The sequence below is a fragment of the Streptomyces sp. NBC_01618 genome, assembly GCF_045209435.1.
Taxonomy (GTDB): domain Bacteria; phylum Actinomycetota; class Actinomycetes; order Streptomycetales; family Streptomycetaceae; genus Streptomyces.
The window spans coordinates 3,519,341-3,533,427 of sequence record NZ_CP109297.1 but is presented as its reverse complement, the minus strand read 5'-3'; the positions used below and the strand labels follow the sequence as shown (position 1 = coordinate 3,533,427).

14 protein-coding genes are annotated in these 14,087 nt (G+C 69.9%); 8 read left to right on the top strand and 6 right to left on the bottom strand.

The genetic code is table 11. From position 1 onward, the window contains the following. Positions 1-69: 69 nt before the first annotated feature. A complete protein-coding gene (locus OH735_RS16545) occupies positions 70-828 on the top strand; it encodes a MerR family transcriptional regulator (RefSeq protein WP_406382311.1) in 759 nt (252 codons plus the stop codon). A gap of 56 nt (positions 829-884) precedes the next feature. Here OH735_RS16545 and OH735_RS16540 read toward each other — a convergent pair whose 3' ends face one another. Continuing rightward, positions 885-1,250 (bottom strand): YbjQ family protein, encoded by a 366-nt coding sequence (locus OH735_RS16540; RefSeq protein WP_406382310.1) that lies wholly within the window; start codon positions 1,248-1,250, stop codon positions 885-887. Positions 1,251-1,396: 146 nt separating this feature from the next. On the opposite strand from OH735_RS16540, the gene OH735_RS16535 reads away from it, so the two are divergent. After that, positions 1,397-2,092, top strand: a complete 696-nt coding sequence (locus OH735_RS16535; protein ID WP_406382309.1) for a DedA family protein — start codon at positions 1,397-1,399, stop codon at positions 2,090-2,092. 24 nt (positions 2,093-2,116) lie between these two features. On the opposite strand, the gene OH735_RS16530 is transcribed toward OH735_RS16535, so the two are convergent. After that, positions 2,117-3,826 (bottom strand): threonine/serine exporter ThrE family protein, encoded by a 1,710-nt coding sequence (locus OH735_RS16530; protein ID WP_406382308.1) that lies wholly within the window; start codon positions 3,824-3,826, stop codon positions 2,117-2,119. 187 nt (positions 3,827-4,013) lie between these two features. After that, positions 4,014-4,508 carry an inorganic diphosphatase gene (locus OH735_RS16525; protein ID WP_003968257.1) on the bottom strand — a complete coding sequence of 165 codons (495 nt, stop codon included), beginning with the start codon at positions 4,506-4,508 and terminating at the stop codon, positions 4,014-4,016. Between the two features lie 86 nt (positions 4,509-4,594). Between OH735_RS16525 and dacB the strand changes: the two genes are divergently transcribed. From dacB to folE, 6 genes are all read left to right on the top strand, one after another. Continuing rightward, complete coding sequence (gene dacB, locus OH735_RS16520; protein WP_406382307.1) at positions 4,595-6,100, top strand: D-alanyl-D-alanine carboxypeptidase/D-alanyl-D-alanine-endopeptidase; 1,506 nt, start codon at positions 4,595-4,597, stop codon at positions 6,098-6,100. A 49-nt stretch (positions 6,101-6,149) separates the two neighbouring features. Next, on the top strand, positions 6,150-7,283 hold the full coding sequence (locus OH735_RS16515) for a zinc-dependent metalloprotease (RefSeq protein WP_406382306.1): 1,134 nt from the start codon (positions 6,150-6,152) through the stop codon (positions 7,281-7,283). Between the two features lie 199 nt (positions 7,284-7,482). Beyond that, complete coding sequence (tilS, locus tag OH735_RS16510; protein WP_406382304.1) at positions 7,483-8,565, top strand: tRNA lysidine(34) synthetase TilS; 1,083 nt, start codon at positions 7,483-7,485, stop codon at positions 8,563-8,565. Between the two features lie 100 nt (positions 8,566-8,665). Further along, positions 8,666-9,205, top strand: coding sequence for a hypoxanthine phosphoribosyltransferase (gene hpt, locus OH735_RS16505; protein ID WP_406386591.1), 540 nt, complete (start codon positions 8,666-8,668; stop codon positions 9,203-9,205). Positions 9,206-9,417: 212 nt separating this feature from the next. Next, the gene (gene ftsH, locus OH735_RS16500) at positions 9,418-11,448 is read left to right on the top strand and encodes an ATP-dependent zinc metalloprotease FtsH (protein WP_406382302.1); all 2,031 of its coding nucleotides are present in this window, start codon (positions 9,418-9,420) and stop codon (positions 11,446-11,448) included. Positions 11,449-11,596: 148 nt separating this feature from the next. Next, positions 11,597-12,202, top strand: coding sequence for a GTP cyclohydrolase I FolE (gene folE, locus OH735_RS16495; RefSeq protein ID WP_406382300.1), 606 nt, complete (start codon positions 11,597-11,599; stop codon positions 12,200-12,202). A 200-nt stretch (positions 12,203-12,402) separates the two neighbouring features. On the opposite strand, the gene OH735_RS16490 is transcribed toward folE, so the two are convergent. The 3 genes from OH735_RS16490 to folB all read right to left on the bottom strand — a co-directional run bounded on the left by OH735_RS16490 (position 12,403) and on the right by folB (position 13,962). Then, positions 12,403-12,885 carry a DUF3180 domain-containing protein gene (locus OH735_RS16490; protein WP_406382298.1) on the bottom strand — a complete coding sequence of 161 codons (483 nt, stop codon included), beginning with the start codon at positions 12,883-12,885 and terminating at the stop codon, positions 12,403-12,405. A 109-nt stretch (positions 12,886-12,994) separates the two neighbouring features. Then, entirely contained in the window at positions 12,995-13,606 is a 612-nt protein-coding gene (gene folK, locus OH735_RS16485; protein WP_406382297.1) for a 2-amino-4-hydroxy-6-hydroxymethyldihydropteridine diphosphokinase, read from the bottom strand. Beyond that, the gene (gene folB, locus OH735_RS16480) at positions 13,603-13,962 is read right to left on the bottom strand and encodes a dihydroneopterin aldolase (protein ID WP_189546133.1); all 360 of its coding nucleotides are present in this window, start codon (positions 13,960-13,962) and stop codon (positions 13,603-13,605) included. Before folB ends, folK begins: the two co-directional genes overlap by 4 nt. Positions 13,963-14,087 lie beyond the last annotated feature (125 nt).

Genomic DNA, 14,087 nt, shown 5'->3' with positions numbered 1-14,087 from the left:
CTTGCACCTCACGTCGCGTCAGGACTCAGGCTCGGTACGTACCGGGAACGGAGAAGGGAGCGGGGAGTCGTGGACTACTCCGTGGGACAGGTCGCGGGATTCGCCGGGGTGACGGTGCGCACTCTGCACCACTATGACGGCATCGGGCTGCTGTCGCCCGGCGGGCGCAGCCACGCGGGCCACCGCCGCTACGACGAGGCCGACCTCGACCGGCTGCAGCAGATCCTGTTCTACCGGGAGCTCGGCTTCCCGCTCGACGAGATCGCGGTACTGCTCGACGACCCGGCCGCGGACCCGCAGGAGCACCTGCGCCGCCAGCACCGGCTGCTGACCGGCCGGATCGCCGAGCTCCGGAAGATGGCAGCCGCCGTCGAGACAGCCATGGAGGCACGGAAGATGGGCATCAACCTCACGCCCGAGGAGAAGTTCGAGGTGTTCGGGGGCAAGGACCCACAGGAGCACGCCGAGGAGGCCGAACGCCGCTGGGGCGGCACCGCCGCCTACGCCGAGTCGCAGCGCCGGGCCGCCCGCTACACCAAGGAGGACTGGAAGCGGATGCAGGCGGAGGTCGCCGACTGGGGCGCCGCCTACGACGCGCTGATGGAGGCCGGCGAACCCGCCACCGGCGAGCGCGCGACGGAGCTGGCCGAGGCGCACCGGCTCCACATCACCAAGTGGTTCTACGAGTGCACACCCGAGATGCACCGGGGGCTCGGCGAGATGTACGTGTCCGACCCGCGGTTTCGCGCGTACTACGAGTCGATGCGGACGGGCCTGGCCGAACACCTGAGGGCCGCGATCGACGCCAACGCTGAGCGCCTCTCGTAACTCGTGCCGCACGGCCGGTACGGGAGAGGGTGTCCCTGCCCCGTACCGGCCGTCGCTCAGATCTTGCTGATCACGGCCGCCGTACCGTACGCGCAAACCTCGGTGCCCGCGTCGGCCGCCTCGGTCACGTCGAAACGCATCATCAGCACGGCGTTGGCGCCCCGGGCCCGTGCCTGCTCGACGAGCCGCTCCATCGCCTGGTTCCGGGTCTGGACGAGCGTCTTGGTCAGCCCCTTCAGCTCGCCGCCGATCATGGACTTCAGCCCGGCGCCGATCTGGCTGCCGAGGTGGCGGGACCGTACCGTCAGGCCGAACACCTCACCGATCACCCGGGTCACCTGGTAGCCCGGTACGTCGTTCGTGGTGACGACCAGGACGTCCGACTGGTCCGCCTGCCCGCCGCCGAAATCCTCGATACTCATCGTGTGGCACCTCCTGGAGAGAGCTTTGTCCCGGTTGGCCCGGTGCGCATGTTCGCGCGGGCCACTGGAACCCGGGGCCGTCATTCTGCGTTGATAGCTTTGGGCGGCCACGCAGCCGTCATCGATCGATCCAGGAGCCCGGACCCTTGAATACGCTTGCGCTCGGACCGAGCTGGCTGGACCCGGACCATCTGATCAACACGTTCGGACTCCCCGGCGTCCTCCTCATCGTCTTCGCCGAGTCCGGACTGCTGATCGGCTTCTTCCTGCCCGGTGACTCACTGCTGTTCACCACGGGCCTGCTGGTGACCACGGGCCAGCTGAAGACCCCGTTGTGGGTGGTCTGTCTCCTGGTCGCTCTCGCGGCGATCATCGGCGACCAGGTCGGGTATCTCTTCGGCCGCAAGGTCGGCCCGTCGCTCTTCAAGCGCCCGGACTCCCGCCTCTTCAAGCAGGAGAACGTCGAGAAGGCCCACGAGTTCTTCGAGAAGTACGGGCCGAAGTCGCTGGTCCTGGCCCGCTTCGTGCCCGTCGTGCGTACGTTCACGCCGATCATCGCCGGTGTGAGCCGGATGAACTACCGCTCGTTCATCACGTTCAACATCATCGGCGGCGTCCTCTGGGGCGTCGGCGTCACGCTGCTCGGGGCCGCGCTCGGCAAGATCGAGTTCGTGCACCAGAACATCGAGGCGATACTCATCCTGATCGTGCTCATCTCGGTGGTGCCGATCGCGATCGAGTTCCTGCGCGCCCGCTCCAAGTCGAAGAAGGAAATGGCGTCCGGCGACGGGGAGGGCTCCGGCCCCTCCACGGCGCAGCGCGGCCGTCACGCCAAGCGCTGACCGCGGGCCGCACCGTCGGCGGTGTCAGAAGCCGCGCGTCCGCTTGGCCGCGCGGCGGTTCGCTCCGCCGACCGCTCCCGGCACCCGCATGAACAGCCGGGAGATCTCACTTCCCAGGTTCACCCCGATCGCGATCGCCAGCGCCGTCGCCACCGCGGTCGACAACGAGGCGAGCCCGGCGTTCACATTGCCCTGGGCCACCCCCAGCAGACCGAAGTACGTGGCCGAACCGGGCAGCAGCGGACCGATCGCCGCCGTGATGAACGGCAGCGACGAGGTGTACCGGTAGCGCGAGAACAGTTGCCCGAACAGGCCCACCAGACCGGCCGCCGTCGCTGTCGCCAGCACCGGCGAGATGTTGCCGGTCCTGGCCATCGCCCCGTAGATCACCCAGGCCACACCGCCGTTGAGCGTCACCGCGAGCACCGTGGACCGGTCCTGCTGGAGCAGGATCGCGAAGGCGAGACAGAGCGCCATCGAAGCCAGGATCTGCACTACAGGCCGGTCATGGGCGACGAACCTGGTCTCGGGGTTCAGCTGGGCGCCCAGCTGAAGCCCCATGTACAGCACGAGCAGCACACCGACGACGATGCCGATGAAGAGGTACATGACTTCGAGCAGGCGCGCGGCGGCCGTGATGTAGAAGCCGGTCAGCCCGTCCTGCACGCCCGCCACCAGGGCCCGCCCCGGCAGCAGCGCGAACAGCCCACCGGTGATCACCGCGGACGGCCGTACGTCCGACCAGTGGGTGAGGGTCAGCGCCACGCCCATCGCGGCGGGCGGCATGGCCGCCGCCACGAACTGGTAGAACTCCGGCAGCCCCCGCCCGGCGCAGAGCCAGGCGAGCCGGTCGCCGAGCATCGCGCCGATCGCGGCCGCCACGAAGACCAGCGCGCCACCGCCGACCAGTACCGATGCCGCCCCCGCGAGACCGCCGCCGGCCAGCGTCAGCACCCAGCCGGAGTACGGGTGCCGGTTGCGCCGGATCTCCGCCAGGCGCCGGTAGGCCTCCTCCAGCGAGACGTCGACATCCTCGGTGGTGATGTCGTCGATGAGCCGGAAGACGGCGGCCAGCCGGGTGTAGTCGGTGCCCCGACGGCGTACGGTGCGGCTCGCCGTCACCGGGTCGTCGACCAGCGACGGCTGGTGCGAGATCGACAGCAGGGTGAAGGTGACGGTGGGCTCGGAGCGGTCGAGGCCGTAGCTGCGGGTCACCGCGAACATCGCCGCCTCGACGTCCTCGGCGCCCTCACCGCCCGCGAGCAGCAGCTCCCCGATACGCAGCGTGAGGTCGAGCACCCGCGGCACCGAGGGCCCCGCCTCGTCGGGCTTCTGCACCAGCTCGGGCGCGGGGCGCTCGGCGACCGGCATCCGCAGCATGGTGCGCATTCGGTCCTGCCAAGGGGCCTCCTTGGCCAGCCGGATCATCGGGCTGCCGTGCGCAGGGGTGAAGGCGGGCGGCGCGTGCTGGGCGCTGTACGTGCTCGGGGGGACGAAGGCGGAGCCGATCGTGTCCGAGCCGGAGGTGGTACCGGAACCGGAGCCCGAAGCGGAAGCCGGGCCCGGTCCTTGGGGCTCGGTCGTCAGACCGGTCGGGATGGCGAATTCCGAGGTCGGGTGGTCGTCCTCGGACGCAGACGTCCGCCGCCCCACCCCGGCCGGCGGGACGAAGGCGCTGCGCGCCTCGTCGGACTGGGGCTTCTGGTCCTCCGGACCGCCCGGTTCCGCCACCACTCGACCTCGCTCCTCATCGGCTGCGCGTCTTCGGTTGCGCTTGTGCCCAGTATGGCCACGGACAAGGGGGCAGACGCGAAGTGGGCGGCACTCCCTCCGAGGGAGTGCCGCCCACTTCCGGCACGGAACCGTAAACGGAGCCGTGCGACGTAACCTCAGCCGGAATCCGGCCGCGACCCGCAGATCGTCAGTGCGCGCCGCCCTGCGCCTCGAGGCGCTTGTAGGAGGCCTCGATCTCGGCCTCCGCCTCGGCGCGGCCGACCCAGTCGGCGCCCTCGACGGACTTGCCGGGCTCCAGGTCCTTGTAGACCTCGAAGAAGTGCTGGATCTCCAGGCGGTCGAACTCCGACACGTGGTGGATGTCGCGCAGGTGCTCCACCCGGGGGTCGGAGGCCGGCACGCACAGCAGCTTGTCGTCGCCGCCGGCCTCGTCCGTCATCCGGAACATGCCGATGGCGCGGCACTTGATGAGGCAGCCGGGGAAGGTCGGCTCGTCCAGGATGACCAGCGCGTCCAGCGGGTCGCCGTCCTCGCCGAGGGTGTTCTCGACGAAACCGTAGTCCGCCGGGTAGCTGGTCGAGGTGAAGAGTCGACGGTCCAGGCGGATCCGACCGGTCTCGTGGTCCACCTCGTACTTGTTCCGCGAACCCTTCGGGATCTCGATGGTGACGTCGAACTCCACGGGTGGCTCCTCCATGATCAACACATACGACTGGTGATTAAGTGTCCCCCACGCAGATGTGTGCTCGCGAAAGGGGCTGGTCAACGGTGGACGAGCCGGCGAAAAGACCATCGGTCAACCCGCTGGACAAGCTGAGCAGGCTCGCCCGGCCGGGCGGCGTGATCGGATTGCGGGGGCTGAGCGATCGGCAGTTCGCGGCTGTCTCCGCCGGGCTGGGCCTGATCCTCGCGGCCGGCGTCGTCCTTGCCGCCGGCCCCTGGGACTCGGGTCAGCGTAAGGCCGAGCAGGACTGGGCCGCCGCCCGCAACCGTACAGGTGGCGCAGATCACGAACCCCGTACGCCGTCCGGACCCGCACCCGCACCCAGCGCCCCGGCCGTCCTCGCCCCGCTCTCCGCCGCGGTCGACAACGCCGCCCCGGACGCCCGCGGCACCCAGGACGGCGCGGCGGCCGCCCTCCGCGCCACCCTCGGCCCCCTGCTGAAGACCCCCGCCCTGGGCACCGTGCGTACCGCCGTCGTCATCGACACCGCCACCGGCGAGCGGCTCTACGGCCAGGGCGCCGACACGCCCATGACGCCCGCCTCCACCGTCAAGATCGCCACCTCGGTCGCCGCCCTGAGCGCGCTCGGCCCCGGCCACCGCATCGCCACGACGGTCCGGGCATCCCCCGACTCCCGCGGCCTCACCCTCGTCGGCGGCGGCGACCCCACCCTCGACAAGGCCGCCCTGCGCAAGCTGGCCGCCGACACCGCCCGCGCCCTGAAGGACCGGGGCGTGAAGACGGTCCGCCTCGCGTACGACACGTCCCGCTACTCCGGACCCGCGCGGCACCCGATCGGCCCCAACGAGAACATCGCGCCCGTCACCGCCCTGATGACCCGCGAGGGCAGGCTCGACGACACCGACAGCGGACCCGCCCCGCGCAGCGACGACCCGGCCCGTGACACCGCCCGGACCTTCGCCGGGCTGCTCCACGACGCCGGGATCTCCACCGGGTCCGGCCCGGCGCCCGGCCGCCCGGCCGACGGGTCCCGGCCGGTCGCCGAACACCTCTCCGCCCCGCTCTTTGCCCTGGTCGAACGGGCCCTGACCAACAGCGACAACGACATCGCCGAGGCACTCGCCCGGCAGACCGCCCTGGCCGCGGGCGAACCGGCCGACTTCGCGGGTGGGCGACGGGCCGTCACCGCCCAGCTCAAGAAGCTCCACCTGCCGCTGACCGGCGCGGACTTCGCCGACGGCAGCGGGCTCAACCGCAAGGACAAGGTCACCGCCGGACTGCTGGCCGGTCTCCTCGCCCGCGCCGCCGACCCGCACCACCCCGAACTGCGCCCCGTCCTCACCGGCCTTCCCGTGGCAGGGTTCAGCGGCACCCTCAGCGGCCGTTACACCGAGAAGTCCGCGGGCACCGGCCTGATCCGCGCCAAGACCGGCACCCTCACCGGAGTGAATTCCCTCGCCGGTACGGTCGTCGACCGGCAGGGGCGGCTGCTCGCCTTCGCCTTCCTGGCATCCGGTACGACATCCCCCTCCGCGGCTCAGTCCTCCCTCGACGCCCTCGCCACCAGCCTTGCCACCCGAACCCGGTGAGCCTGTCGACACCACACCGCGGACGGACCCGAGCACGTACCGTTGACGCATGACGAGCATCGGTGGTGCCGAGATGGTCGACTGGAATCTCGCGGTGGCGACCGCGACCCGACTCGTGCGGCCGGGGCCCGAGATCAGCCGGGAGGAGGCCCGCGAAGTCGTCGCGGAGCTCCGCCGGCATGCCAAGGCCTCGGAGGAGCACGTCCGTTCCTTCACCCGGATGATCCCCGAGGGGACCGAGCCGGAGGACACCCCGGTCCTGATCGTGGACCGGGCCGGCTGGATCAAGGCCAACGTCGCGGGCTTCCGCGAACTGCTCCGCCCCCTGCTGGGAAAGATGCAGGAGCGGCGCGGCGGCGGCCCCGGCGGCGCCGTGCTCGGCGCGGTCGGCGGAAAGGTGACCGGCGTCGAGGTGGGGATGCTGCTGTCGTTCCTCGCCTCCCGGGTCCTCGGCCAGTACGAGACGTTCGCCCCGGTCACCCGCGAACTCCCGGCCTCGGCCGATGGCGGCGGCAGGCTGCTGCTCGTCGCCCCGAACATCGTCCACGTCGAGCGCGAACTGGACGTCGACCCGCACGACTTCCGGCTCTGGGTCGCCCTCCACGAGGAGACCCACCGCACTCAGTTCACCGGGGTGCCCTGGCTGCGGGACCACCTTCAGGGTGAGATCCAGTCATTCCTGGAGCAGACCGACGTCGACCCGGTGACGGTGCTGGAGCGGCTCCGCGAGGCGGCCCAGTCCCTGGCCGGGGGCCGCCCCGAGGGCGAGGAGGGCGAGGACGGCGGCCGGAGCCTCGTCGAACTCGTCCAGACACCCGCCCAGCGCGAGATCCTCGGCCGGCTCACCGCCGTGATGTCCCTGCTCGAAGGACACGCCGACTACGTGATGGACGGCGTCGGCCCGGAGGTCGTCTCCTCCGTCGGCGAGATCCGGGAGAAGTTCCAGCAGCGCAGGGCGCGCGGCGCGAGCCGGCTCGACCAGGCGCTGCGCAAGCTCCTCGGTCTCGACGCCAAACTGCGCCAGTACCGGGACGGCGAACGGTTCGTCCGCGCCGCGGTCGAAGAGGTCGGCATGGACGGCTTCAACCGGGTCTGGACCTCGCCGAACACCCTCCCCACCAAGGCGGAGATCGCGAAGCCGGCGGACTGGATCGCGAGGGTGCACCGTAAGGCAGAGTCCTGATCACGACGGGCCGGAGGGCGTACGACAGGACAAGAACGCGCCGGTAATCACCCATCCGAGGGACCGTAGGGGCATGGGAAGGCGTGCAATGCTCGATGAACGGCTTGCCTCTGTCACCATCGACGCACTCTGAGTGATGGCACACTTCCCGTTCCGGCACTCCGAGGCACCTCCCGAAACTTCACGAAGGGCACCGGACATGGGTCCCCATCCTGCGGTCGCGGCGATACGCCTGGCGGTCCGCCGCGTACTCCACGACGTACTCACCGAACACACCCGGTGCGCCGAACACACCCGGCGCACCCCGCACCCCGAGCTCGCCGAAGCCGGCGCGGGCAGGCAGCGCGCCGCACTCCCCGAACGCCCCGATACCCCCCTGGTGCTGGTGGCATGCTCCGGCGGCGCCGATTCCATGGCACTCGCCTCGGCCCTCGCCTTCGAAGCCCGCAAACTCGACGTCCGGGCCGGCGGCATCACCGTCGACCACGGCCTCCAGGACGGCTCCGACACCCGGGCCGCCGAGGTCGTCGACCGCCTCACCGACATGCGTCTCGACCCGGTCGAGTCCGTCGCCGTGCGGGTCGGCCAGGAGGGCGGACCGGAGGCCGCGGCCCGCGACGCCCGCTACGCCGCCCTCGACGCGGCCGCCGAGCGGTACGGCGCCGCCGCCGTCCTGCTCGGCCACACCCGTGACGACCAGGCGGAGACGGTGCTGCTGGGCCTCGCCCGCGGCTCGGGCATCCGCTCGCTCTCCGGCATGGCCGCCGCGTCGGGACCGGCGGGCCGCTACCGCCGCCCCTTCCTCCAGGTCGACCGGCAGACCGCCCGCAAGGCCTGCCTCGTCCAGTCGCTGCCCGTCTGGGACGACCCGCACAACATCGACCCCGCCTACACTCGCTCCCGACTGCGTCACGAGGGCCTGCCCGCCCTGGAGAAGGCGCTGGGCAAGGGCGTCGTCGAGGCTCTGGCCCGTACGGCGCAGCTCTCCCGCGACGACGCCGACGCCCTGGACACCTGGGCCGCCGAGGCCGACCTCGCCGTTCGGGACGACGTGGGCCGGCTGGAGTGCGCCAAGCTGTACGCACTGCCGTCCGCCGTCCGCCGCAGGGTGCTGCGCCGGGCCGCCATGGAGGCGGGTTCCCCGGCCGGTTCCCTCTTCGCCCGGCACATCGAGGAAGTCGACCGTCTGATCACCGGCTGGCGCGGCCAGCGGGCCATCAACCTGCCCGGCCGGGTGGAAGCCAGGCGGCAGGGTGGCAGACTGGTGATTCGGCAGAGCTGAAGCATGAGCGGCTGACAATGCAGGCGAGCGGCCGCGCAGGTACGGGGTATCACCCCGGACCGGGCAGGCAGAGAAAGAGACGCGGGTGAACGAGAAGGACATGGGCACCGACCTTCAGTCGGTGCTCATCACCAAGGAAGAAATCGACGCGAAGCTCGTCGAGCTGGCCGCGAAGATCGACGCGGAGTACGCGGGCAGGGACCTGCTCATCGTCGGCGTCCTCAAGGGCGCGGTGATGGTGATGGCGGACCTGGCGCGCGCGCTGTCCACCCCCGTCACGATGGACTGGATGGCCGTCTCGTCGTACGGCGCGGGCACCCAGTCCTCCGGAGTCGTCCGGATCCTCAAGGACCTGGACACCGACATCAAGGGCAAGCACGTCCTGATCGTCGAGGACATCATCGACTCGGGCCTGACCTTGTCCTGGCTGATGTCGAACCTCGGTTCGCGCGAGCCCGCGTCCCTGGAGATCTGCACCCTGCTGCGCAAGCCGGACGCGGCCAAGGTCGCACTCGACTGCAAGTGGGTCGGATTCGACATTCCCAACGAGTTCGTCGTCGGATACGGGCTGGACTACGCGGAGAAGTACCGCAACCTCCCCTTCGTCGGCACGCTTGCCCCGCACGTCTACGGCGGCTGACCGCCTCCCGGTCCCGGGGGGCCGGCCCGACCGGGACGGGGCGCCGGGAACCTTTCACGGGATTCCCGCCGTTGAGCCTTCGAAGGCAGGTTTTGACAGACGTCCCCGGCAGTCGCGGGTGACAATGCTGGGGTACCGTCCGAAGAACAGTCTTTTCTCACAGCAGCATTTACCTACGGGCAGGAGGGACGGGGCGTCATCGCCCCGTATGGATGGACGTGAAGCGATACTTCCGTGGGCCGGTCATGTGGATCGTGCTGGCCGTCCTCGCCGTGGTCGTGTTGATGCAGGTCGTCGGCTCGTCGGGCGGCTACGAATCGGTGGACACCGGCAAGGTGATCCAGGCGATCAGCAAGGACCAGGTGGCGCAGGCCAAGCTGACCACCGGTGACGAACAGATCATCAAGATCGAGTTGAAGAAGGACCAGAAGCTTTCGGGCGAGTCCGGCAGCAAGTTCCAGGCGAGCTACATCGGCGACCAGGGTGTCCAGCTCGCCGACACGCTGCAGCAGAAGTTCGAGAGCGGCAAGATCGACAAGGGCTACACCGTCTCGCCGTCGAAGCAGTCTCCGTTCATCTCGATCCTCCTCTCGCTGCTGCCCTTCGTCCTGATCGTGGTCGTCTTCCTGTTCCTGATGAACCAGATGCAGGGCGGCGGCTCCCGAGTCATGCAGTTCGGGAAGTCCAAGGCCAAGCTGATCACCAAGGACACGCCGAAGACGACGTTCGCCGATGTGGCGGGGTCGGACGAGGCCGTCGAGGAGCTCCAGGAGATCAAGGAGTTCCTCCAGGAGCCGGCGAAGTTCCAGGCCGTCGGCGCCAAGATCCCCAAGGGTGTCCTGCTGTACGGGCCTCCCGGTACCGGCAAGACGCTGCTCGCACGCGCCGTCGCGGGCGAGGCGGGCGTCCCGTTCTACTCGATCTCCGGTTCCGACTTCGTCGAGATGTTCGTCGGTGTCGGTGCCAGCCGGGTCCGTGACCTCTTCGAGCAGGCCAAGGCGAACGCCCCGGCGATCGTCTTCGTCGACGAGATCGACGCCGTGGGACGCCACCGCGGCGCCGGCATGGGCGGCGGTCACGACGAGCGCGAGCAGACGCTGAACCAGCTGCTCGTCGAGATGGACGGCTTCGACGTGAAGGGCGGCGTCATCCTGATCGCCGCCACGAACCGGCCGGACATCCTCGACCCGGCGCTGCTGCGCCCGGGCCGCTTCGACCGGCAGATCGCGGTCGACCGGCCGGACATGCAGGGCCGTCTCGAAATCCTCAAGGTGCATCAGAAGGGCAAGCCGGTAGCGAAGGACGTCGACCTCGGCGCCGTCGCCCGTCGTACGCCCGGTTTCACCGGTGCCGACCTGTCGAACGTGCTGAACGAAGCGGCGCTCCTCACGGCGCGCAGCAACCTGAAGCTGATCGACAACAAGATGCTCGACGAGGCCATCGACCGCGTCGTGGCGGGCCCGCAGAAGCGGACCCGGATCATGTCCGAGAAGGAGAAGAAGATCACCGCGTACCACGAGGGCGGACACGCCCTGGTCGCGGCGGCTTCCCCCCAGTCGGACCCGGTCCACAAGATCACGATCCTCTCCCGCGGCCGCGCCCTCGGTTACACGATGGTGCTCCCGGAGGAGGACAAGTACTCCACGACGCGCAACGAGATGCTCGACCAGCTTGCCTACATGCTGGGCGGGCGCGCGGCCGAGGAGTTGGTCTTCCACGACCCGACCACCGGCGCTGCGAACGACATCGAGAAGGCCACCGCAACGGCCCGCGCGATGGTCACGCAGTACGGCATGACGGAGCGGCTCGGCGCGATCAAGTTCGGCGGCGACAACACCGAGCCCTTCGTGGGCCGGGAGATGGGCCACCAGCGCGACTACTCGGAAGAGGTCGCGGCCCTCGTCGACGAAGAGGTCAAGAAGCTCATCGAGACCGCGCACAACGACGCGTGGGAGATCCTCGTCGAGAACCGCGACGTGCTGGACGCCCTCGTTCTCCAGCTCCTGGAGAAGGAGACGCTCGGCAAGGAGGAGATCGCCGAGATCTTCGCCCCGATCGTGAAGCGCCCGTCCCGTCCGGCATGGACCGGCTCCGCCCGGCGTACCCCGTCGACGCGGCCGCCGGTGCTCTCGCCGAAGGAGCTCGCCCTCACCAACGGCGCCGCCGCGGCGAACGGCTCGGTCGTCCCCACGGACACCGTCCCGGCCACAGAGGTGATCCCGGAGGACCAGCCCGAGGCATAGAAGCCCCGGTGTGGCCCCTGTCACGGGGTCCGCACCGGGTCCGGAATGGATGCCGCGCCCCCACAGGTTCTAGCCTGTGGGGGCGTGGTTTTTTCGTATGTCCGTGCGGACGCGTGTGCGGGTGACAGCTCAAGGGAACGAGGCACAGATGACCGACCCGGTGACGTTGGACGGCCAGGGTCCGATCGGCGAGTTCGACGAGAAGCGGGCCGAGGCCGCCGTACGTGAACTCCTTTTCGCGGTGGGCGAGGATCCGGACCGTGAGGGACTGCGCGAGACACCGGGCCGGGTGGCAAGGGCGTACAAGGAGATATTCGCGGGCCTCTACCAGGAGCCCGAGGACGTCCTGACGACCACGTTCGACCTGGGCCACGACGAGATGGTGCTGGTCAAGGACATCGAAGTCTTCAGCACCTGTGAACACCACCTGGTGCCGTTCCGGGGCGTCGCGCACGTCGGGTACATCCCGGCGACCAGCGGCAAGATCACCGGTCTTTCGAAGCTGGCCCGCCTCGTCGACGTGTTCGCCCGGCGTCCGCAGGTCCAGGAGCGGCTCACCACGCAGATCGCCGATTCGCTCATGGAGATCCTGGAGCCGCGCGGCGTCGTCGTCGTCGTCGAGTGCGAGCACATGTGCATGTCGATGCGCGGTATCCGCAAGCCCGGCGCCAAGACGCTGACCTCGGCGGTCCGCGGGCAGCTCCGCGACCCCGCGACGCGCGCCGAGGCCATGAGCCTGATCATGGCGCGCTGAGGCCCTTCCGCCGAGGCCCTTCCGGTGTCGGCCGCGCCTCACCGGGACCACGGACGAGGGCCGGCAGATCCTGAGATCTGCCGGCCCTCGGGTCCGGGGAAGTGCTTTCCGGACCACTTGTACTTGTACGTGGCGTGGGCCACGGTGTTCACCGGCCACCAGAAGTCACCGCCGGGTTTCTACCGACTGCGGAGCAGCTGTTACGCGGGCGCCGAGCTCTTGTCCTTGTCCTCGTCGTCCGGGAGCTTGCAGATGCGTTCGAGCCAAAGGGCCGCGGCCACCACCGCGATGCCGGCGAGGACCGCGAAGCCCGCGTAGATCGCCTGGTCGCGGCGGGCCGGGATGTCGAGGGAGCCGAGCAGGAAGACGCCCGTGCCGCCGTACATGCCGGAGACCAGGGAGACGACCAGGGCGCTGGCCTGGCCGAAGACGACTGCCCGGGCCACCATCAGGGGCTCGACGCCCTTGGCCCCCGGCCGGCGCTCGCGCTGCGCGCGCAGTCGGGAACGGATGGAGAGTGCCGTCGCGAGCAGGATGGCGGCGATCACCGCGAGCACGATCGGCGCGGCGAGGGGAACGCTCGGCAGGCTGCCCAGGGAGTCCCAGAGGCGGGCGCCGCCCCAGGAGAGCACCCCGGCCGCGGCGAAGAGGCCGGCCAGTATCCCGAGCCGTAGTTGCTTCACCGAGTGATCCGCCCTTCGCCGTCGATAGGTCTGTGCCGTCAGTGGTCAGTGGCCGGTCGGTCGTCCGTGGTGCGTGTCGCCACCGGTCCGTATCCGTTGAGCCTAGCGACTACTCGGGCAGCCGGAGTTCCAGATCGGTCCGGGGCAGTACGCCCTCACGGCCGAGACCGGCCAGCAGTTCCGCGACGGGGCCGGCGCCGGGCAGTTGGGCCTCGGGGTCGACGTCGTGCCACGGGGCGAGGACGAAGGCCCGCTCATGGGCCCGGGGGTGGGGGAGGGTGAGCGACGGGTCGTCGGAGACGACGTCCGCGTACGCGACGATGTCGACGTCGATGGTGCGCGGGCCCCAGCGCTCCTCGCGGACCCGTTCGAAGGCCTCTTCGACGGCCTGGCCGCGTTCCAGGAGCGAGGACGGGGGGAGCGTCGTCTTCACCACGATCACCGCGTTGAAGTACGAGGGCTGGGAGCCGGGATCGACGCCCCAGGGCTCGGTCTCGTAGACCGGGGAGACCGCTTTGACCCGCAGGCCGGGGGTGTCCTCCAGGGCGTCTATCGCGCCTTGGAGGGTCTCCAGGCGGTTGCCGAGATTGGAGCCCAGGGAGATCACGGCGCTTTTGGGGTTGGAGAGGGTGATGTCCGCGGCGTCCACCTGCTCGACCACGGAGGCGGGCACCGGCTGTACGGTCGGGTCGCTCTGCCCTTCGGTGGAAAATGCACTCATACTCGGCTCCGGGTGATGGTGATGGTCACATCGTCGAAGGGGACGGTGATCGGCGCGTCCGGCTTGTGCACCACGACCTCCACCTCCTCGACTCCTTCGTGCTTGAGGCACTTCTGGGCGATGCGTTCCGCGAGCGTTTCGATCAGGTCGACCGGTTCCCCCTGCACCACGTCGACGACTTCCTCGGCGACGATGCCGTAGTGCACGGTCTTCGTCAGGTCGTCGGCGGCTGCCGCGGGGCGGGTGTCGAGGCCGAGTACCAGGTCCACGATGAACGTCTGGCCCTCTTCCCGTTCCCGGGGGAAGACGCCATGGTGTCCACGGGCCTTGAGGCCGCGCAGCGCGACACGATCCACGCGAATCACTCCTGCTGTCGTTGGGCGTAGAGACACGGGGCCGCGTGCGGACGGCCTTGTTCTCACTCTCGAATCTACCTGCGAGCACCGACAGTGCCCGCCTGCGGGGGCTATGGACACGGCCC